General features: G+C 52.3%; 19 protein-coding genes. 14 read left to right on the top strand and 5 right to left on the bottom strand.

Annotation, left to right across the window (positions count from 1 at the left end; translation table 11 throughout):
- The first annotated feature begins 150 nt into the window (after nt 1–150).
- The 4 genes from ABWO75_RS06630 to ABWO75_RS06615 all read left to right on the top strand — a co-directional run bounded on the left by ABWO75_RS06630 (nt 151) and on the right by ABWO75_RS06615 (nt 4,177).
- Entirely contained in the window at nt 151–1,437 is a 1,287-nt protein-coding gene (locus ABWO75_RS06630; RefSeq protein ID WP_353183819.1) for a DUF6600 domain-containing protein, read from the top strand.
- Between the two features lie 123 nt (nt 1,438–1,560).
- Nucleotides 1,561–2,313, top strand: coding sequence for an SGNH/GDSL hydrolase family protein (locus ABWO75_RS06625; protein ID WP_353183817.1), 753 nt, complete (start codon nt 1,561–1,563; stop codon nt 2,311–2,313).
- Nucleotide 2,314: 1 nt separating this feature from the next.
- Entirely contained in the window at nt 2,315–3,481 is a 1,167-nt protein-coding gene (gene pncB, locus ABWO75_RS06620; protein ID WP_353183815.1) for a nicotinate phosphoribosyltransferase, read from the top strand.
- On the top strand, nt 3,482–4,177 hold the full coding sequence (locus ABWO75_RS06615) for a class I SAM-dependent methyltransferase (protein ID WP_353183813.1): 696 nt from the start codon (nt 3,482–3,484) through the stop codon (nt 4,175–4,177). It begins immediately after the preceding gene.
- Here ABWO75_RS06615 and serS read toward each other — a convergent pair.
- Nucleotides 4,174–5,445, bottom strand: a complete 1,272-nt coding sequence (serS, locus tag ABWO75_RS06610) for a serine--tRNA ligase (RefSeq protein ID WP_353183811.1) — start codon at nt 5,443–5,445, stop codon at nt 4,174–4,176. The two genes, ABWO75_RS06615 and serS, sit on opposite strands and share 4 nt — an antisense overlap.
- Before the next feature lie 103 nt (nt 5,446–5,548).
- On the opposite strand from serS, the gene rsmI reads away from it, so the two are divergent.
- From rsmI to ABWO75_RS06585, 5 genes are all read left to right on the top strand, one after another.
- Nucleotides 5,549–6,247, top strand: a complete 699-nt coding sequence (gene rsmI / locus ABWO75_RS06605) for a 16S rRNA (cytidine(1402)-2'-O)-methyltransferase (protein ID WP_353183809.1) — start codon at nt 5,549–5,551, stop codon at nt 6,245–6,247.
- Between the two features lie 31 nt (nt 6,248–6,278).
- Entirely contained in the window at nt 6,279–6,854 is a 576-nt protein-coding gene (locus ABWO75_RS06600) for a PH domain-containing protein (RefSeq protein ID WP_353183807.1), read from the top strand.
- Between the two features lie 6 nt (nt 6,855–6,860).
- Nucleotides 6,861–8,504, top strand: a complete 1,644-nt coding sequence (lnt, locus tag ABWO75_RS06595) for an apolipoprotein N-acyltransferase (protein WP_353183805.1) — start codon at nt 6,861–6,863, stop codon at nt 8,502–8,504.
- A 40-nt stretch (nt 8,505–8,544) separates the two neighbouring features.
- A complete protein-coding gene (locus ABWO75_RS06590; protein WP_353183803.1) occupies nt 8,545–9,681 on the top strand; it encodes a cysteine desulfurase family protein in 1,137 nt (378 codons plus the stop codon).
- Between the two features lie 61 nt (nt 9,682–9,742).
- Nucleotides 9,743–9,937: a hypothetical protein gene (locus ABWO75_RS06585; RefSeq protein ID WP_353183801.1), complete on the top strand. Its 195-nt coding sequence runs from the start codon at nt 9,743–9,745 to the stop codon at nt 9,935–9,937.
- A 12-nt stretch (nt 9,938–9,949) separates the two neighbouring features.
- Here the strand turns inward: ABWO75_RS06585 and ABWO75_RS06580 are convergent, their stop codons facing one another.
- Nucleotides 9,950–10,288 (bottom strand): heme biosynthesis protein HemY, encoded by a 339-nt coding sequence (locus ABWO75_RS06580; protein ID WP_353183799.1) that lies wholly within the window; start codon nt 10,286–10,288, stop codon nt 9,950–9,952.
- Between the two features lie 117 nt (nt 10,289–10,405).
- Between ABWO75_RS06580 and ABWO75_RS06575 the strand changes: the two genes are divergently transcribed.
- From ABWO75_RS06575 to ABWO75_RS06560, 4 genes are all read left to right on the top strand, one after another.
- Nucleotides 10,406–11,140 carry an electron transfer flavoprotein subunit beta/FixA family protein gene (locus ABWO75_RS06575; protein WP_353183797.1) on the top strand — a complete coding sequence of 245 codons (735 nt, stop codon included), beginning with the start codon at nt 10,406–10,408 and terminating at the stop codon, nt 11,138–11,140.
- A gap of 58 nt (nt 11,141–11,198) precedes the next feature.
- On the top strand, nt 11,199–12,176 hold the full coding sequence (locus ABWO75_RS06570) for an electron transfer flavoprotein subunit alpha/FixB family protein (RefSeq protein ID WP_353183795.1): 978 nt from the start codon (nt 11,199–11,201) through the stop codon (nt 12,174–12,176).
- A 111-nt stretch (nt 12,177–12,287) separates the two neighbouring features.
- Entirely contained in the window at nt 12,288–12,893 is a 606-nt protein-coding gene (locus ABWO75_RS06565; RefSeq protein ID WP_353183793.1) for a bifunctional nuclease family protein, read from the top strand.
- Nucleotides 12,894–12,930: 37 nt separating this feature from the next.
- Nucleotides 12,931–14,157, top strand: a complete 1,227-nt coding sequence (locus ABWO75_RS06560) for a nucleoside permease (RefSeq protein WP_353183791.1) — start codon at nt 12,931–12,933, stop codon at nt 14,155–14,157.
- Nucleotides 14,158–14,176: 19 nt separating this feature from the next.
- On the opposite strand, the gene ABWO75_RS06555 is transcribed toward ABWO75_RS06560, so the two are convergent.
- Both ABWO75_RS06555 and ABWO75_RS06550 read right to left on the bottom strand, forming a co-directional pair.
- Nucleotides 14,177–14,653, bottom strand: coding sequence for an RES family NAD+ phosphorylase (locus tag ABWO75_RS06555; protein WP_353183789.1), 477 nt, complete (start codon nt 14,651–14,653; stop codon nt 14,177–14,179).
- Entirely contained in the window at nt 14,653–15,114 is a 462-nt protein-coding gene (locus tag ABWO75_RS06550) for an Xre family toxin-antitoxin system antitoxin (protein ID WP_353183787.1), read from the bottom strand. Before ABWO75_RS06550 ends, ABWO75_RS06555 begins: the two co-directional genes overlap by 1 nt.
- 146 nt (nt 15,115–15,260) lie before the next feature.
- Here ABWO75_RS06550 and ABWO75_RS06545 point away from each other — a divergent pair, with 146 nt between their 5' ends.
- A complete protein-coding gene (locus tag ABWO75_RS06545; protein WP_353183785.1) occupies nt 15,261–16,034 on the top strand; it encodes a hypothetical protein in 774 nt (257 codons plus the stop codon).
- A 91-nt stretch (nt 16,035–16,125) separates the two neighbouring features.
- Here the strand turns inward: ABWO75_RS06545 and ABWO75_RS06540 are convergent.
- A partial coding sequence (locus ABWO75_RS06540) for a DEAD/DEAH box helicase (protein WP_353183783.1) occupies nt 16,126–19,151 on the bottom strand: 3,026 nt, incomplete at its 5' end.

The following is a 19,151-nucleotide window of genomic DNA, read 5'->3' as shown; positions in this document are numbered from 1 at the left end:
ACCAAAGGAAATTAAAGGTATTTGCGGATGAAAAGACTAGAACCAAAGGGGAAACGCGGATATATAAATAAGGGGTGGATTAAACCATGGCCGACAGAATAGGTCATACCTATGAGAATTAACAGGATGTTACACGAAAATCGAAGTGTTATGAAAACGTTAAAAGCAACCGGACGCTTATTATTTACGGCAATCGCTTTCCTGACATTTACCACAATTAAGACGGCAAATGCGCAACCCGGTGTAAGCGTTTCATTTCAGTTATTTTACGATGAATTGGCGCCATACGGCGAATGGATTGACGACCCCGATTACGGTTATGTCTGGCTTCCGGATGCGGGAGGCGGTTTTCAGCCTTATGCAACAAACGGACACTGGGTTATGACCAATTATGGAAATACCTGGGTTTCCGACTACGACTGGGGTTGGGCACCCTTCCATTACGGCCGTTGGGTATATACAGATTATTACGGCTGGGGCTGGGTTCCCGGATATGAATGGGGACCAGCCTGGGTGAGCTGGCGCAGTGGCGGCGGATATTACGGATGGGCCCCGCTGGGACCGCAGATGAGCATCAGCGTGAATGTCGGCATGCCCAATCATTATTGGGTATTTGTCCCCCAGCGTTATATTGCCAGCCCGCGGATTTACAATTATTATGTCCCACGCAGGAATCGGTTAACGGTTTATAATCACACAACTATCATCAACAATACATATGTATACAACAACCGTACGTATGTCAGCGGCCCTGGACGGCATGAAATCGAGCGCGCAACCCGCAGCCGGATTTCGGTCAGGGACGTGCAATCGGTCAATCGGCCCGGAAGGGCTCGTGTGGATAGCCGGTCTGTAAATCTTTACCGCCCGGATGTCGATCGGAACAGCCGCACGTCGGCACGTCCGGCACGGGTTTCCCGCGCGAGCGAAGCACGGGCGAACACGAATTCGCGCAGCGCGGCCACCCGGGCAGCAGCCGACCGCGGCACTACTACCCGCTCGGCACGTCCGGCCACACGTGAAAATACAGCTACTGCACCCCGCAGCCGTAGCCGCAGCAACGATGCCGTAACGCCACGCATGGAAAACCGCGGATCGGAACGCGCCGTAAGGCCCTCGGGAACGACCGGCAGGGAATCCGGAACACGAAGTGCCCGTCCGGCACGTACGAACAGTACGGAACGGTCCACTCAGCCGCGGAGCCAGCAAATGCAGCGCAGCCAATCGCGCACCGCACCGGAACGTAATTCGGTACGTGCATCCTCACGGACCCAATCCCGGAGCCATGAGGCCAGTCGGGTACGGTCGGCAGCGCGTTCACAGTCGCGGCCAGCGGTATCTTCCGGCCGCTCTTCGGAAAGCAGAGGCAATGTCTCGCACAGCAATAACCGCGGATCGGAACGAAGCGGCCGCTCATCTTCCCGGGGGGGCAGGTAATCAATTGTCAATAACAATAAACACAAATAACACATAGGAGGCTCCGGCCTCCTTTTTTTATGTACCTATTGCAGGCAGCCATAAATATGCTATTTTTGAAAACACCTATTAAATAACCACCTGATGAATAAGAGCAGAAGAACGTTTATTGGCCGTTCCCTGGCAGGCGCAGCGGCTGCCATCAGTATCCCGGACCTGGTGTCGGCCGCAATCGGCAAACCGCATCGCGCTCCCGCCGTAAAAATAGCACCGGATGATGTTGTGCTTTTCCAGGGGGATTCCATTACGGACGCCGGAAGGAATCGCGACGAACAGGCCCCGAACAACAGCCGCGCATTGGGAACTGGGTATGCGTTTCTTTCCGCGGCCCGGCTGCTCCGTGAGCATACCGATAGCGTAAAGGTATTCAACCGCGGTATCAGCGGCAACAAGGTTCATCAACTGGCAGAACGCTGGGAAAGCGACTGTATTCAACTTAAACCGGATGTCTTGAGTATGCTCATCGGCGTCAACGACTACTGGCATACGCTCACCGGCGGATATACCGGTACACTGGCCGTATACCGCGACGATTACCGGAAACTGATCGACCGCACACTGACGGCACTTCCGGATGTCAAACTGATCATCGGCGAACCTTTTGCCGTTAACCACGTGAAAGCGGTTACCGACGACTGGTTTCCGGCGTTTGATGCATATCGGCAAACCGCGCAGGAAATCGCGAATGAATATCAGGCGGCGTTCATCCCCTACCAACGTGTATTCGATGAGGCGGCCCGCAGCGTATCGCCCGGTTATTGGACGACAGATGGGGTGCACACCACCCTGGCAGGTGCCCAATTGATGGCCGAAGCATGGTTAAATGTGATCGGATAGCATGATCAGCTCCATACTGGATAACGACTTTTACAAGTTTACCATGCAGCATGCCGTGGTTAAACGATTCCCCAAGGCGCGGGCGCGATACCAGTTCATCAACCGGGGAGGACATCAATTCCCCGACGGCTTTGCCGAAGAACTGCGCAACGCCATAAACGGACTGGCTCAGCTGCAGCTAACCCGTCAGGAAAAAACGTATTTCGCCGCTACCTGCCCCTATATCGATCCCACGTATTTCGACTTCCTACAGGGATACCGATACGATCCGGATGAGGTTTTGATCCGGCAGCAGGGCAGTGAACTCCAGGTTTCAGTTGAAGGCTACTGGTATAGAGCCATCCTCTGGGAAGTGCCTATCATGTCGCTCATCTGCGAATTGTATTACCAAATGACCGGACAGCGGCGTCATGTCGATGAAACCGTGATGCTGACGGCCCGTGAAAAAATAGAAAAATACCGTAACCTGGGGGTAACCATCGCTGAATTCGGCACGCGGAGGCGGCATTCCTATGCCGTACACCAGCTTGTTGTCCGGGCCCTCCGGCAATATGGAGAAAACACATTCATCGGCACCAGTAATGTTCACCTGGCCATGCGGTACCAGACAAAACCCATTGGCACACATGCCCATGAATGGTTTATGTTTCACGCCGCTAAATATGGTTTTAAAATGGCCAACCTGCTCGGCCTTGAACACTGGGCCGAAGTGTACCGCGGCGACTTGGGAATTGCCCTGTCGGATACGTATACGACTGATGTCTTCTTTACGCAGTTCGACAAGAAATTATCCAAACTTTTCGACGGGGTACGGCACGACAGCGGCGACCCACTGCTTTTTGCCGACAAAACCATCCGCCATTATGAACAGAAAGGCATCGACCCGCTATCCAAGACCATCGTTTTCTCCGATGGCCTCAATTACGATAAAGTGGCCCGGATTGCGGCGTACTGCCGCGGAAAAATCGGATTTTCATTCGGAATCGGCACTAACTTTACAAACGATGTGGGCTTGCCCCCCCTCAATATTGTGCTGAAAATGACCGAAGCGTTCCCTGAAGAGGCGCAATGGGACCCGGTGATCAAGCTGTCCGACGATCCGGGAAAACACACGGGCGATACCGAAACGGTGAAACTGGCCAAGCAAATCCTAATGATTTCTGAATAGATGGTAACTGACATCCTTGGAACAGCGCTGCGGGATTACCTGCGTGGGCAATTTATGTCCCCCCTGCTGCTGCATACGAGCTATGGTGAAACAGAGGAAATGCCCGTTGATGAGTTTTTCCGCGGACCCGGTGATTTCCCCGAGCTGGAGCACGTAGCCCTTTCCTTCTGCAGCGGGAAAACACTTGATGTGGGTGCCGGCGCAGGCAGCCATGCCCTATACCTTCAGCAACGGGGTATGGATGTACATGCGCTGGATATCTCTCCCCTGGCGGCAACCGTGATGAAACAACGCGGTGTGGAACAGGTCAGCACAGCGGATTTTTTCAACTACCGTACCGGTCAGTACGACACCCTGCTGTTTCTGATGAACGGTATCGGCCTGTGCGGCGATCTGGAAAAACTGAAGGTGCTGCTGCGCCACTGCCGTTCCCTGCTGCGTGCCGGTGGGCAGCTGCTGTTCGATTCGTCGGATATTGCGTATTTGTACGCTGACGGGTCGGTGACCAGGCCAAGCGGGTATTACGGGCAGATCCGGTATCAGTATGAATACAGGGGGAACCGGGGTGCGCCATTCAACTGGCTGTACATCGACCAAAATACACTTACACAGTTAGCGCAACAAGCCGGCTGGGCTGTACAGGTATTGTTTGAAGACGGGAATGACCAGTACCTGGTGCGCCTGGTTGTCCGTTAATCAATCCACTCAAACCCGGTGTAAGGGACGAGCACGTCTGGAATCCGGATTCCCCGGTCCGTTTGGTTGTTTTCCAGTATGGAGGCCAGGATACGGGGCAGCGCCAATGCACTTCCATTCAGCGTATGTACCAACTGGGTTTTACCGCTTTCTCCCTTGAAACGCACTTTTAAGCGGTTACTCTGGTAGCTTTCGAAATTGGATACTGATGAAACCTCAAGCCAGCGCTGCTGTGCGGCGCTCCACACCTCCATATCGTAAGTCAGTGCCGATGTAAATCCCATATCGCCGCCGCAGAGCCGCAATACCCGGTATGGGAGGTCCAGCGCCTGAAGCAACGACTGTACATAACTGCTCATCTCCTCAAGCACTTCATACGACCGCTCGGGGTGCACCAGCTGAACCACTTCAACCTTGTCGAATTGATGCAGCCGGTTCAGTCCGCGCACATGGGCGCCGTACGAGCCTGCCTCCCTGCGGAAACAGGGCGTATATGCGGTTAATTTTACCGGAAAGTCGGCTTCTTTTACAATGACGTCGCGATAAAGGTTCGTAACGGGTACCTCTGCCGTGGGGATCAGGTAAAGATCATCTACGCCCACGTGGTACATCTGCCCTTCTTTATCCGGAAGCTGGCCGGTACCGAAACCGGAAGCTTCGTTGACCAGCAGCGGGGGCTGTACTTCGAGATAGCCGGCCTGCTGCGCCCTGTCCAGGAAAAAGTTGATCATGGCCCGTTGCAGCCGCGCGCCTTTTCCTTTGTATACCGGAAAACCGGCACCGGTTATTTTGGTTCCGAGTTCAAAATCAATGATTCCGTACTTTGCAGTCAATTCCCAATGGGGCAGGGCATCCGCAGCCAACGATGGTTTATTGCCGTGTTCCAGCACTACTTCGTTGTCTTCCGCGCCCGTCCCGGCCGGTACCGATACATGGGGAAGATTCGGAAGCAGCACCAGCTTTTCATGCAATTGCTGCTCCAATTCGCCCAGTCGGTCTGTTAACTGCTTAATCTGTTCTTTATACCCGCCCGATGCTGCCTTAATCGTTTCGGCTTCCTCGCGCTTGCCCTGGCGCATCAGTTCGCCAATTTGCCGCGCGCTCGCATTGGCTGATGCCGCCAGGGCATCCGACTCTGTCTGGATCTGGCGTCGTTGCTCGTCCAGGGCAACCACTTCATCAACCAGCGCAGTCTGCTTGAAATTTCGCAGGGCCAATCGCTCAATCACATGGTCACGGTTCTCACGGATATAATTAACTTGCAGCATATTTTCGTTTGCTTAATTTTCTTCTTTATCGGCTGTGAAGCTGTCCTGATTTTTGAAAATCAAGACGGTTTTGTTTATTTTGTGGCAAAGATAGGAAGGAGATATGATATTTGAGCCATTATCGGAGAGAAGATCCGTGCTATACCTCATCCCCACCCCCATCGGCAACCTGGAAGATATGACGTTCCGGGCCGTTCGGCTGCTCCGGGAAGCGGATATTATTCTGGCTGAAGATACCCGTACCAGCGCGCCCCTGCTGAAACATTTCGGTATCGATAGGAAGGTGTTTGCGCACCACCAGCATAACGAACATAAAGCAGTAACCGAAATCATCCGGTTCCTGAATGAAGGGCAGACCGTGGCCCTGATCTCGGACGCGGGGACGCCGGCGATCTCCGACCCGGGCTTTCTACTGGTACGCGAAGCCATCAAAAACAACATCCCGGTGTACTGCCTGCCGGGTGCAACAGCCTTTGTGCCGGCGTTGGTGAGTTCAGGCCTCCCCTCCGACCGCTTTTGCTTTGAAGGATTTCTTCCGGTAAAAAAAGGGCGGCAGACGCGACTGAAAGCACTTGCAGATGAGAGCCGTACGCTGGTTTTCTATGAATCACCTCACCGCTTGCTCAAAACCCTCGGGGAATTCATAGACACCTTCGGCGGCAACCGGCAGGCTGCTATCTCCCGGGAAATCAGCAAGGTGTATGAAGAAACGGTCCGCGGTACCCTGCTTGAGCTGAAGGCATACTATGAAACCAATCCCTTAAAGGGCGAATTTGTGGTTTGCGTACAGGGTTTGGGATAAAACTTGCTACCTTAGCATGGTAAAATAACCCATGAATATCGATCATTACATCAACGACGGACAGGATCCAAAAGTAGTGGAAAAACTCCTGCTTAAATTGCAGGACATGTTGGTTCCCAATGAAACCGTGGCCTATGTCGCCGTGCAGAAGATGCCGGCAGTAACGCTTTTTCCGGACAGTGTGGCGCTTACGGCGCGACGGATTTTGCTGTGTGAGTCGACCAAACTGGGTTTGGCTACCGATTTTAAGATTTTTCCGTGGACCGTCATCCGCGACATTTCGTTTAAGGAAGGCATTTTGGGTGCCCGGTTTGTGCTCGCGCTGAAAAATGGCGAGCAGGTGGAAATCACCCACATCCCCAAAAACCAGGCCCGTAAACTGTACCAGCAGGCCAGCAGCTTCTTCGAAGCATACCAACAGGAAGCTGAGGTCGGCGAAATACCCCGCCCCGGTATGGAGGAGGCCTCCGGTACCGCTTTTTCTGCATCCGAAGCGGTTGACGAACTCACGTCCAAACTGCAAAAACTGAAATCCCTGTTCGAAAAGCAGCTCATCACCCAGGCGGAATACGAACAGAAAAAAAATGAATTGTTATCCCAACTGTAAACCGTCGTGAAAAAAAATTACCTACTGGCCTTATTAAGCGCATTCCTGCTCTGGTTAGCCTGGCCACCCATACCATTTACCGCGCCGCTCCTGTGGATAGCGCTTGTACCGCTGTTGTGGGCCATGGAAGCGGTTATGCGGGGCCCGTACAACAAGAAAGGCCTTAAAATAACGCTGCTTGGTGGTTTTACGGGACTGCTGTGGAATACCGCATCCATTTACTGGGTTTTCAATGCGCTGAATGCAGCAATGCCGGTCTACGCCGCCGCGTTGGTATCGCTTATCCCCTTCGCGCTGGCCGCCGTATTGATGGCGCTGGCATTCCGGCTGTATTACCAGCTGCGCAAGCACCACGGCATCGGGCTTTCGATGGCCGGACTGGTTTCGTTCTGGATAACGTATGAATACCTGCACCAGACCTGGGATCTGGCTTTTCCATGGATGAACCTGGGCAATGGGTTTGCCAGCAGCCATCCGTTGGTCCAATGGTACGAATACACCGGAGTATACGGAGGTACGCTTTGGATCTGGCTGGCTAACATACTGCTGTTTATGGGGATATTATCGGTCAAAGACAAATTCGGCCCCATCCATCGATACAAATGGTTCGTTGGTTTTCTGCTCCTGGTTACGTTACCTTCCGGCTGGTCCCTCTACCGGTACGCAACCTACGAAGAGCACATAAACCCGGCTGATATCGTTGTGGTTCAGCCCAACATCGATCCTTACGGAAAATACAGTTTCCTTTCTCCCGAGTCCCAGCTCGACCAGCTGATCCGGTTGGCTGACTCGGTAGCCCAGCCAAACACCGAGTTCTTTATCTGGCCGGAAACGGCTATCGCCAGTCCACGGGGATATAATGAAGACGAGTTCCGCGAAAACCCCGCATTTCTCCGCCTGCAGGATTTTCTCTCCAATTACAAAAATGGCAATGTGCTTTCGGGGATCGAAAGTTACCGTGTGTACCATCAGCCCGAAACACCTACGGCGCGTAAGTTCGAAGGGGCTGAGTTGTATTACGATGCCTTTAATGCAGCCGTTTTAGTTGAAAATTCGGCCCGGCTGCAGTTTTACCACAAATCCAAGCTGGTCGCCGGCGTGGAGCAGCTGCCCTTCGGAAGCGCCCTGGCGTTCATGACCCCGCTATTCCAGGCATTCGGCGGCACAACGGGAGGATATGGCAGCCAGGAAGCGCCCTCGGTCTTTTACTCGCAAAGTGGCATTGGTGCCGCTCCGGTAATCTGTTACGAATCCATATGGGGCAGCTATGTTGCCGAATACGTCGAGCAGGGGGCACAATTCATCGCCGTGATCACCAATGACGGCTGGTGGGGCAATACGGCAGGGAAAGACCAGCATCTGGCCTACGCCAAATTGCGTGCCATTGAAACCCGGCGCTGGGTGGCCCGTTCGGCAAATACGGGAATCTCGGCGTTCATCAATCAACGCGGAGATGTGGTCCAGCAAACCGGCTGGTGGACCGCCGATGCGCTGAAACAGGATATCAACCTGAATGAGGCGATTACCTTTTATGTGCGTGCAGGCGATTACCTGGCTTATGCCGGGTGCGCGGGAAGCCTGATTTTCGGCACCGTGCTGCTGGTGACCTTCGGAAGAAGATCCAGGTACCGCAAACAGGCACAGTCTTAAGCCGTTGCGTATTAGCCAACATTCCATTACCTTTGCAACTATGCAAGTATACTTAGACAATGCGGCTACCACGCCTATTGACCCTGAGGTCATCAATGCAATGGTCGAAACCATGGAAAACGATTTCGGCAACCCATCGTCGATCCATGCGCATGGCCGCAAAGTAAAAACCATTATTGAAAAAGCCCGTAAAACGGTGGCGGGACTGTTACACGTGTCGCCGGCCGAGATATTTTTTACATCGGGAGGCACCGAAGCAGACAATACTGCCATCGTAAGGGGGATCATTGATAATGGCATCAGCCACGCCATCACCTCGCCGCTGGAACATCATGCGGTATTGCATACCCTGGAGGAGCTGGAGCGGACCGGGACCATCCGGTTAAGCAAACTCGGGGTAAATGCCCAGGGATACGTAGACCTGCAGCAACTGGAGCAGTTGCTACGGGAAAATCCGCATTCCTTTGTTTCGTTGATGCATGCGAACAATGAAATCGGTACGCTTACCGATATTGAATATGTATCCGCGCTCTGCAAGCAGTATGGCGCTGTCTTCCATTCGGACACTGTACAGACGATGGGCCATTTCGCCCATGATCTCCATAAGCTGCAGATCGATTTCGTTACGGGAGCTGCGCATAAGTTTCACGGTCCTAAGGGTGTTGGATTTATTTATGTAAACCACAACACGAAGATAAAGCCGTTTATCCATGGCGGCGCGCAGGAACGCAACATGCGCGGCGGCACCGAAAACGTATATGGCATTGTCGGCCTTGCCAAGGCGCTGGAAATCTGCCACGCGAACATGGAAGAGCACCGGCAATATATCCAGGGCCTTAAAAGCTACATGATTGACCAGCTGACTGCCAACATACCCGATATACGGTTTAACGGGGCCATAGCGCCGGAAAATAGCCTGTATACGGTGCTTAATGTTTCTTTTCCGTGCACGGATATTGCCGATATGATGCTCTTTACGTTGGATATCGCAGGTATTTCGGCGTCCGGGGGAAGTGCGTGCAGCTCCGGTTCCGATATCGGATCCCATGTGCTTCAGGCAATCGGCGCAGATCCGCAGCGCCCCTGTGTCCGTTTTTCATTCAGCAAATACAACACACGGGCAGATATTGACTACGTTGTCGATAAAATTAAGGAGTGCTGCCTCGACAAAGTCTGATCCGGGGAAACAATAGTTCCTCCCGCTTGTTTCCATAACAGGTAAAACAGGAGGACAAAAAATGGAAACGAAAAAACCCATCAATACTTCACGGGAAAATGACAGCAGGGACGACCGGAAATTTCCGAGGGTTACCCTTGAGCAGGAGGAATCGCTGGAAAAGGAAGAGGCATTGAAAAAGAAAGATTACAGCGACCGTAGCCATGGCCGCACACACGACTCGGCTATAGACGTCGATAATCCCGGAACGGTATAACGGAGCACATCGCTAATCTTCATCATCTTCATCCAATCCAAGGGCGCTCTGATACACGGCTTGTAATTCCGAGAGCGCGTGTCGGTCGCGCTTCTGTTGTGCGACCTCCATGCCCTGCCGGTAGGTGGCAATTGCATTGTCCCTTTCGCCGAGGCTTTCGTATAATCTACCCAAGTGATAATAAGTGCCTACATAGTCCGGATGGTCGGTCCGTAACCGTTCGTAGTAACGAAGTGCGTCGGCCGTCTGACCCGCCTTGAGGTATTCCGTGGCGAGGGCGTACAGCAAAAACGGGTCGTTTGGGTTGTCGTTCAGAAATTCAATTAACTGCTGGATGCGTGGGCTTGTCATAAGAATCGGATAATGATCGCTACAAAGGTACATATTCGACGGACGATTGTGTACAGGGTTGGTGCGCTCCGTTTCAAATATGGAAAAATTATGGTAGGTTTGTGAAAACGACTGCTCATGAAGATATTAGTTTGCATTAGCCAGGTCCCCGATACTACTTCAAAAATCACGTTTACCGATAATAATACCCAGCTCAACACCACCGGCCTTCAGTACATCATTAATCCTTACGATGAAATTGCGCTTTCGAAGGCACTTGAACTGACGGAAGGCGGCAACGGCTCGGTAACGGTAATCCATGTGGGCGAATCAGCTACTGACGCCACCATCCGGAAGGCCCTGGCAACGGGAGCGGATGAGGCGGTACGTGTAAATGCCGCCCCCCGTGATGCCTGGTTTGTAGCCAACCAGGTTGCAGGTTACGCAAAAGACCAGGGATTCGATCTTATTTTAGCCGGGCGTGAGTCCATTGACTACAACGGCTCGCAGGTGATTACGTTCGTGGGAGAACTGCTGGACGTCCCGTCGGTTAACGCGGCGAAGAAGGTCGCGCTCGAAGGCACTGCAGTCGTGGCTGAACGGGAAATTGAAGGCGGCAAGGAAGTGCTTTCCATTCCATTGCCGGCAGCGATCGGTACCTCGGAAGGCGTCGCTGAACCCCGCATACCCAACATGCGGGGCATCATGAGTGCACGCACCAAGCCGCTAACGGTAATCGATCCGGTAGATGTACCCGTGCTGACACAGGTCATCCGGTATGAATCTCCGGCCCCGAAGGGGGCTGTTACCCTGGTTGATGCCGGAGAAACCGAGAAACTGGTTGATTTACTGCACAGGGCCAGGGTTATTTAACCGTGCGCCAGTATAATATGTTCGTTTATCATCATTACATTAGCCTAATACGATAACTATGTCCGTTTTAGTATATACAGAAAGTGTTGCCGGCAAATTCAAAAAATCCGCTCATGAGGCCGTTTCCTATGCCAAGGCAGTAGCCGAACAGCTGGGCACCAACGTAACGGCCCTGTCAATCGGCGACGTGGATGCTTCCGAATTACAGGCATTGGGAAATTACGGTGCTTCAAACGTATGGAGCGTATCCGCCGAGCGGTTAAAAAACTTCATCAATCAGGCCTATGCCAGCATCATCGCTCAGGCAGCTGACCAATCAGGGGCCTCGGTCATCATCATCTCCAACACCTTCAGCGGCCGGGGATTGGCACCGCGTGTGGCGGCCAAACTCGGGGCGGGCCTGGCCGACGGTGCAGTTGACCTGCCCGAGGTTGCCGGCGATGTCCTAACGGTAAAAAAGACTGCTTTTTCAGGTAAAGCCTTCGCCTATACAGAGTTGGTTTCCCCAAAAAAGGTGATCGCACTGAACCCCAATGCGTTTGAATTACGGGAAGTCGGAGGCAATGCGCAGGTTGAGGCTTTCAATCCGGTTGTCGATGACCGTGACCTCACCACCGTAATAAAGGAAATTGTTCGTGCCGTGGATAAAGTACCGTTGCCGGAAGCGGAAATTGTTGTTTCCGCCGGCCGCGGGCTCAAAGGCCCGGAAAACTGGGGGATGATCGAAGAATTAGCCGATGTATTGGGCGCCGCCACCGCCTGTTCGAAACCGGTGTCTGACGCCGGCTGGCGGCCGCATGCGGAACACGTCGGGCAAACCGGTATCGCCATCAGCCCTAACCTGTACATTGCCATCGGCATATCGGGTGCCATACAGCATTTAGCTGGAGTAAGTGCATCGAAAACCATTGTAGTCATCAACAAAGACCCCGAGGCACCGTTTTTTAAGGTAGCAGACTACGGTATCGTCGGTGACGCATTTGATGTCGTACCCCGACTGACTGCTGCTATCCGAGCCTATAAAGGCAATTCGTGAATTTGATCATTTCCCGAAATCATGCTATCTTTATCCAATCGGTTTTGAAGATCGCATTTTGTAATACCAGCTTAAGTTTTGCATCTTTGCAGTTCGCGCAATGCACCAGGCATGAAGAAGATTAAGTTAGATATTGTTGGTTTATCTTATAGCCAGACACAGTCTGGAGCTTACGCGCTCGTGTTAGGTGAGATTTCCGGCCGCAGGCGCCTGCCGATAATTATCGGCGGATTTGAGGCACAAGCGATTGCCATCGAGATCGAGAAGATGACACCCAGCCGCCCACTGACGCACGACCTTTTCAAGACCTTTGCGGAAACGTTCCATATCAAGATCGAGGAAGTAATTATCTATAATCTGGTGGACGGTATTTTTTACGCCAAGATTATTTTCAACGACGGCCGGAAACAGACCGAAATCGATGCCCGGACATCCGATGCTATTGCATTGGCCGTACGTTTTAAAGCACCGGTGTACACCTACGAATTCATCCTGGCATCTGCCGGTATTGTCATTGAGGGAAATGATTTCGTATTTCTCGAAAATATCGAGTCCGCGGGTGGCGATCCGGAAACCAGGACAGCTCCGGACACGGCATCTTACTCGTCGATGACAGAAGAGCAGTTGCAGGAAACGCTGGCTAAAGCGCTGGCAGATGAAATGTATGAAAAAGCAGCGCGTATACGGGATGAGATCACCCGAAGAAAATCCTCCTAACGAATTCCACTGACCATCAGCTAAATCCCGGCGATCTATGTCGATAAAAATACGGCTTATCGCAATGAGTTTTCTCCAGTTCTTCATTTGGGGAGCATGGCTGATTTCCCTGGGAAGCTATATGGGAAGCCAGTTGAATTTTTCGGGGTTCCAGATCGGATCCGTATACGCCACCATGGGCATTGCATCCGTATTCATGCCCGGATTATTAGGTATCGTGGCCGACCGGTGGGTCAACGCAGAGCGCGTACTTGGCGCGGCACACCTTATTGGCGCATCCACGTTGATCGGTGTGGCCAATGTAACCGATTTTCAGTCGTTTTACCTGCTCATGCTACTCAACTCCCTGTTTTACATGCCCACCATCGCCCTGTCCAACTCGGTTTCATATAATGTGCTGACCCAGAAAAACCACGATGTGGTGAAGACCTTTCCACCCATCCGCGTATGGGGCACAGTCGGTTTTATTCTGGCTATGTGGGCGGTTGATTTCCTGGGCTGGACGGCGCATGGCAATCAGCTCTACGTCGCGGCGGGGGCCGGCCTGCTGCTGGGCTGTTACGCATTTACCTTACCCCCATCTCCTCCTTATACGGGCGGCCTGCGAAAAAAATCACTGGCAGTTTCGCTTGGACTGGATGCGTTGGTGCTGTTCCGGAAACGGAAAATGGCTGTTTTTTTCTTGTTTTCACTCATGCTGGGCGCGGCACTGCAAATTACCAATGCATTCGGCGGACCGTTTCTGAGTGATTTCAAAAACACATATCCGGAATCCTTTGGTGTGCAGCACCCCAATCTCCTGCTCTCCATCTCGCAACTATCCGAAACCTTCTTCATCCTGCTGATTCCCTTTTTCCTTACCCGGTTCGGCATCCGCAATGTCATCCTTTTCAGCATCATCGCCTGGATGTTGCGCTTTGGCCTCTTCGGCCTGGGGAATCCGGCTGATAAACTTTACCTGCTTGTATTATCCATGGTGGTTTACGGCCTGGCTTTCGATTTTTTCAATATATCAGGTTCTCTCTTTGTGGAAAAGGAGGCCGACCCGGCAATCCGTTCCAGTGCACAGGGATTGTTTATGATCATGACCAACGGATTCGGCGCCATTATTGGCGGCATCGGCAGTGGCTGGGTTGTGGATCATTTTACGGATGCAGCAGGCGTCAGGGATTGGCCAGGCATCTGGTTTACTTTCGCAGGCTATGCGTTGGTATTGGCTGTGCTGTTCATGGTTACGTTCCGGGATAAACGCAAGGTACAGTAGCATTTCACCCACCCGTCCCCTATCTCATGTTGATGTCGATGAGCCGGCTGTCTACCGGCAACGGTTCTACCGATGCAACTTTCACGAGGTCGTGATAGCCGGCATATAAAGGATTCAACAGGCAATTGAACTCCTTCCGGTTCACTGCCGAGCGCACGCGGATGCCAAGATACCGGGCTTCATGCATCCACCGATCACCAAGGCGCTTATTTTCCAGGTTACCCAGCTTCATCCAGTTTTTAGGGTATGATGCATCGGGCAACGTATAAATCAGGTCGGGGGCTCCGCTCACTTCGATGCTCAGAATAAACAACTTCGGCGGAATAATGGCCGAATCAAAATGAACCAGATTTTCGAGGTAAGCCAACGAGCTGTTCTCACTGGTATAGAGCATATAAGCGCCCGGATTATTCCACCGGCCGCCAAATGTATGCGCACCCATCCCCGAAAGGTCTGTAGCCCGTTTCGCTGATTTGGCAATCCGGTATAGCAACATCAGGAGTACACCCCTTCTTCAATGCGCCCCAATATGGTATTCACCAGTGCAAGTCCGGTAGGCATATAAAACAGTTCCAGCGGGCAGAGGTTATTCAGTGCCCTATTCGGCGTGGCCAGCCAGTCGCGCACCTTTTCTTCATCCTCAAAAACGGTAATTGCATGCTCCACCACCTTGGCGATTTCAATGACATGGGAAGAAGTGTGCCGGTCGAGCCGATCATCGCTTTTTTTACGCTCGATGGTCTTTACCGACATACCGAGGAGCTCCTCCGCAAACTGCTTTCTGGGTATTCCCAGAAAAGCGATCAGCACATCCAACGATGCCTTGGTCAGTCCGTCATTACTCAGTGCAATCAGGTCAAATTCCGTTTTGATGCGCCGGCCGACCGTATCCGGTCCGCCCAGCAGGGAAGATATGGTCCAATGCGTCTTGATTTCCTTTTTACTTGATAGTGCCATATGCGACATTTTATCCAAAGTTAAGGATAATTTGTCGCACAACCAAATCAGCCCGGCACAGCAGATTTGAAAAACAATAAAAAATGTTTTGTTATATTATCAAAAGATACTATCTTTGTTGCAACCAAACCAACAAACCTATTCCGATGAAATCCGTAAAACAGGCACATTTTCGCTATTTAACAAAGAAAGAGGCAAAAAACCCACTGTATACCATCGCGTACTTTTGCCGTAACGTAACCGGTTTAGCGCATTGGAGGCGTGATATCGACCGGGTCATCCGGGTCAGTGCCACCAACGGCGTTGGATTAAAACCGATCGAATTTGCCAACCTGCATTTCTGCTGGCAACAAATTTGCCAGCACATTGAATTAATTTATGTATTAAAACACGCGGTCCGCCACTGGGAAATCGAACCGGAATCCCCACACTACACCCTTACGCGATACCCCCGCACCGCCATTATTTTTGACCGCACCTTATTTCGAGGCACTTATCTTGAGTTCGATCGCCTGTCCCGGAAGGAGTTTGACAACATTGGTCTGTTCATCGATAAGTTTTTCACCTTCAAATCCCTGCGGGCCTGGCAGCGATTAATGGATAAACTGCTGATCACACTACTCAGTGAGAACAGACTGGGTGATTATTCCAAATATGAGCGGCAGGACTCAAAGATATACCGTTACCTCGAAAAACTGACTGAGGTGTTCTTTCTGATTTACGCAACGAAAGCCATAGCACATATCGCTGCACATCATGCAGCCGACTTCCTGCCGGATGACCCGGATAACAAACCCGATGGCAACGCCGTTTCGGAAGGACAGCAAGAGCAGGCCTTACTAACATCCGAAGTCCCTGATGATGGGGCACAGCCATCTATGGAGCGTGACGGCGGACCCACAGCAGAAAACCGCAACTAAGGAAACCGGTCAGGTAAACCTAACATGCACCCTTCGGGCAGCAGCCGTCAGAAAAGCTGTCCGGGGGTGTTTGTTTTTATGGGCCGCCTGGTCAGGACAACAGGTTCAGTAACTGATCCCGATCAAGCCCCTGGAAAAACGAGGTGTCGTTGCTTACCAGTCCGCCCGCCAGGGTCTGCTTGGCAGCTTGTAACAGGCGTACCTTTTCCTCCACGGAGTTTGGTGTAATCAGCCGATAAGCTGTCGTTTTCTTATCCTGCCCGATCCGGTGTACGCGGTCAATCGCCTGTGCTTCCACTGCCGGGTTCCACCAGGGATCCACCAGGTATACCACATCCGCCGCCGTAAGGTTCAGGCCGGTTCCGCCTGCTTTAAGACTAACGAGAAAAACACGCACGGTTGGGTTTTCTTGAAACGCATCAACCACCTGTCCCCGTTGCCGCGTAGCACCTGTTAAGCTGACGTACGGTACCGCAATCTCCTTTAGCATGTGTTCAATCTGGTGCAGCATCGAAACAAACTGCGAAAAGACAACGATCTTATGGTGAGGCGCCTTATCGGTAATCTGCTCCTTCAACAGTTCAATCTTGGCCGAAACGGCGGTATTTAACATGCCATCGGGCAGCAACGCGGGCGAATTGCAGATCTGCCGCAACCGCGTTAGCCCACGCAGCACATACATCGGACTCCGGTCCAGCTCTTCCCCGGAAAGCGCACAGATAAAATCACGGAACTCCTTTTCATAGGCATCGTAAATTTTCCGCTGGGCGTCGTGCATCTCGCTGTATAGGGTCAGGATAACCTTCTCAGGAAGTGCATCAGCTACTTGCTGTTTCGTCCGACGAAGGATAAAGGGCTGGATTTTTTGCTGGAGTTCTTTCCTGCGCTTCCGGTCACCGAATTGATCAATCGGCCGGCCGTAAATATCCCGAAAATACCGTTTGCTGCCCAGCAGTCCGGGACAGGCGAAAGACAGCTGGCCATACAGGTCAAACGAACTGTTTTCAAACGGCGTCCCACTGATGGCGATCCGGTTCCGTGCCTGCAGCAGACGGGCAGCCTTATAGCGCTGCGATTCTGGATTTTTGATGTGCTGGGATTCATCCAGGTATACGTAATTGAACATAAAGTGCTTCAAAAAGCGAATATCGGCCAGCAAGGTCGTATACGATGTGAGCACCACGTCATAGTCCCGGAAACCATCGGTTGTCTTCAGGCGCCGGGCTCCATAGCGGGTCAGCACGCGCAGCGAAGGCGCTAATGTCGCCAGTTCCCGTTGCCAGTTGAAGATCAGCGTGGCCGGAGCGACAACCAGGTCGGTACCTTTTTTGCCCGCCTCCCGTTGCGACAGCATAAACGCAATCACCTGTACCGTTTTCCCCAATCCCATTTCGTCGGCAAGTATGCCACCGAAATTGCACTCATCAAGAAAATGGAGCCATCCCAGTCCCTGTCGCTGGTATGGACGGAGGGTGGCCTGCAACGCACTGGGTTCTCCAACCTGTGGCACGGAGTCCAAATGCTGGATGCGGCTGCGCAACGCTGCGATTTCACTGGCCGTCTGCTCGTCTAGCATAGCGGCGTCATAAAGTGCGGCTACCGTTTCGAAATTTGTCTTTGCAAACCGGATGACTGCATCGTCGAGCACTTCCCCTGCATGAAAATACCGTGTGAATTTCTCGATCCACGCAGCCGGCAGGATGCCCCGGGTTCCATCGTCGAGCACCACGTATCTGCTCTTGTTCCGCAATGCTGCCTGGATCTTTTTCAGCGACGCCCGCTTCTTTCCGAACCGAACATCATAGGTTGCGTTGAACCAGTTCAGCCCACTGATAATTTTAATATCTATTTTTACTGTATTGGCATTTAGTTTATTGTTATCCAATTCATTAAATCCAAATACTTCAATACCTAATTCACGCCAGGCTTCAAATGCTGGCAAGAACCATTCTTCATCCAGGAAGTGCCGCTTATGCAGGTAAAAATAATACAGTTGATTATCCAGTTGCTCAAGCAGGTAAGGGTGCTGTTTGATCAGCAGCGAAATAAACTGCTGTTCAAGCACCCCATTCCGTTGCACCAGAAACTCACCTCCATCCCGATCAACCGCCTTCACCTGTTTTTCCGTACGGATAGCCACTTCCGTTTCGCCGTACCGCATCACGGGTATAATCATCACATGATCGCCAAAATCAGCCAAATAAATCAACCGTTCCGGCGCTTTACCAAAGCCGCCCCCGGCCAGCTGCCGCGCAGTACCCGGCTTGAGATCGGGATATTCAATGGGGATGCGGTCGGCTAACTTATCAAGCAGCTGTTGCTGAAAAGCACGGAATTTGCTGCTATGAATAAGCAATGATCCACCGTTTTCATTCAGTAGCGCTACAACTGAAAGCAAGAGCGGATTGGCAATCAGGTAAAACACTTCATTAAGCACGATAAAATACCCGAACTTAAACGGCAGTTCCTGCAGGCTGTACCGCTTGCCATCCAGCGTAAGGGTACCTGTAATGGTATAGAAGGAATCGTTGGACGTGACTGACAGCCGCACGGTATCCGGGGCGATGGCTGCTTGTATGGGCATTAATGTCCGGGATGCCAGTTGCTCGCCGAGCTGATCGTCATGGTAATACAGCCGGTAATTGTTTTCCCTGACAACGGTACATAGGGCGTTCCCGATCGAATCGGGGCCGCCGGCGGTCAGCTGTTGCAAGGTTGCGATAGCCGCATAGAATTTTGCCCGGGTAGCCTCGGTGGTAGCGGAGATCAGATCCAGCGGCGGTATGCGGGTAAATGGAGGCTTCAGCTTACCTGATTTCGTACACTCGGCATCAATAAGTTCAACGGTCAGGTTACGGTAGTATTTGTGCCTGCTGATGACGAGTATAGTACGGTCGGGCGACGGCTGCATGATTGGCACCTGGTCAAGCTGTTCGACGCGTTTGCGCAGTTCGCTGTATTTCGGAGACGCCAGGGGCAATAACCCCGGTATCCGGGGCTGCACGATGAGCTGCCCTCCCTCAATCACCGGCTGCAGGTACCGGTCAAGATCGGCATCGGCTTCCTGTTCCAGTCCGTAACCGGGAGCCGCCTGCCTTAGTTTACGCAGCCGCAAAG

This window comes from Parapedobacter lycopersici (assembly GCF_040395035.1).
Lineage (GTDB): Bacteria > Bacteroidota > Bacteroidia > Sphingobacteriales > Sphingobacteriaceae > Parapedobacter > Parapedobacter lycopersici_A.
This window is presented reverse-complemented; position numbering and strand designations above follow the sequence as displayed.

What these genes read in the sequence shown, in the direction of transcription:
- ABWO75_RS06590 (WP_353183803.1), top strand. Translation starts at nt 8,545, where the DNA reads ATGCAAGTATACTTAGACAATGCGGCTACCACGCCTATTGACCCTGAG.
- ABWO75_RS06555 (WP_353183789.1), bottom strand. Translation starts at nt 14,653, where the DNA reads ATGTTGCTATACCGGATTGCCAAATCAGCGAAACGGGCTACAGACCTT.
- ABWO75_RS06630 (WP_353183819.1), top strand. Translation starts at nt 151, where the DNA reads ATGAAAACGTTAAAAGCAACCGGACGCTTATTATTTACGGCAATCGCT.
- ABWO75_RS06580 (WP_353183799.1), bottom strand. Translation starts at nt 10,288, where the DNA reads ATGACAAGCCCACGCATCCAGCAGTTAATTGAATTTCTGAACGACAAC.
- ABWO75_RS06550 (WP_353183787.1), bottom strand. Translation starts at nt 15,114, where the DNA reads ATGGCACTATCAAGTAAAAAGGAAATCAAGACGCATTGGACCATATCT.
- ABWO75_RS06575 (WP_353183797.1), top strand. Translation starts at nt 10,406, where the DNA reads ATGAAGATATTAGTTTGCATTAGCCAGGTCCCCGATACTACTTCAAAA.
- serS (WP_353183811.1), bottom strand. Translation starts at nt 5,445, where the DNA reads ATGCTGCAAGTTAATTATATCCGTGAGAACCGTGACCATGTGATTGAG.
- ABWO75_RS06615 (WP_353183813.1), top strand. Translation starts at nt 3,482, where the DNA reads ATGGTAACTGACATCCTTGGAACAGCGCTGCGGGATTACCTGCGTGGG.
- ABWO75_RS06560 (WP_353183791.1), top strand. Translation starts at nt 12,931, where the DNA reads ATGTCGATAAAAATACGGCTTATCGCAATGAGTTTTCTCCAGTTCTTC.
- ABWO75_RS06570 (WP_353183795.1), top strand. Translation starts at nt 11,199, where the DNA reads ATGTCCGTTTTAGTATATACAGAAAGTGTTGCCGGCAAATTCAAAAAA.
- ABWO75_RS06545 (WP_353183785.1), top strand. Translation starts at nt 15,261, where the DNA reads ATGAAATCCGTAAAACAGGCACATTTTCGCTATTTAACAAAGAAAGAG.
- ABWO75_RS06625 (WP_353183817.1), top strand. Translation starts at nt 1,561, where the DNA reads ATGAATAAGAGCAGAAGAACGTTTATTGGCCGTTCCCTGGCAGGCGCA.
- ABWO75_RS06585 (WP_353183801.1), top strand. Translation starts at nt 9,743, where the DNA reads ATGGAAACGAAAAAACCCATCAATACTTCACGGGAAAATGACAGCAGG.
- ABWO75_RS06565 (WP_353183793.1), top strand. Translation starts at nt 12,288, where the DNA reads ATGAAGAAGATTAAGTTAGATATTGTTGGTTTATCTTATAGCCAGACA.
- pncB (WP_353183815.1), top strand. Translation starts at nt 2,315, where the DNA reads ATGATCAGCTCCATACTGGATAACGACTTTTACAAGTTTACCATGCAG.
- rsmI (WP_353183809.1), top strand. Translation starts at nt 5,549, where the DNA reads ATGATATTTGAGCCATTATCGGAGAGAAGATCCGTGCTATACCTCATC.
- ABWO75_RS06600 (WP_353183807.1), top strand. Translation starts at nt 6,279, where the DNA reads ATGAATATCGATCATTACATCAACGACGGACAGGATCCAAAAGTAGTG.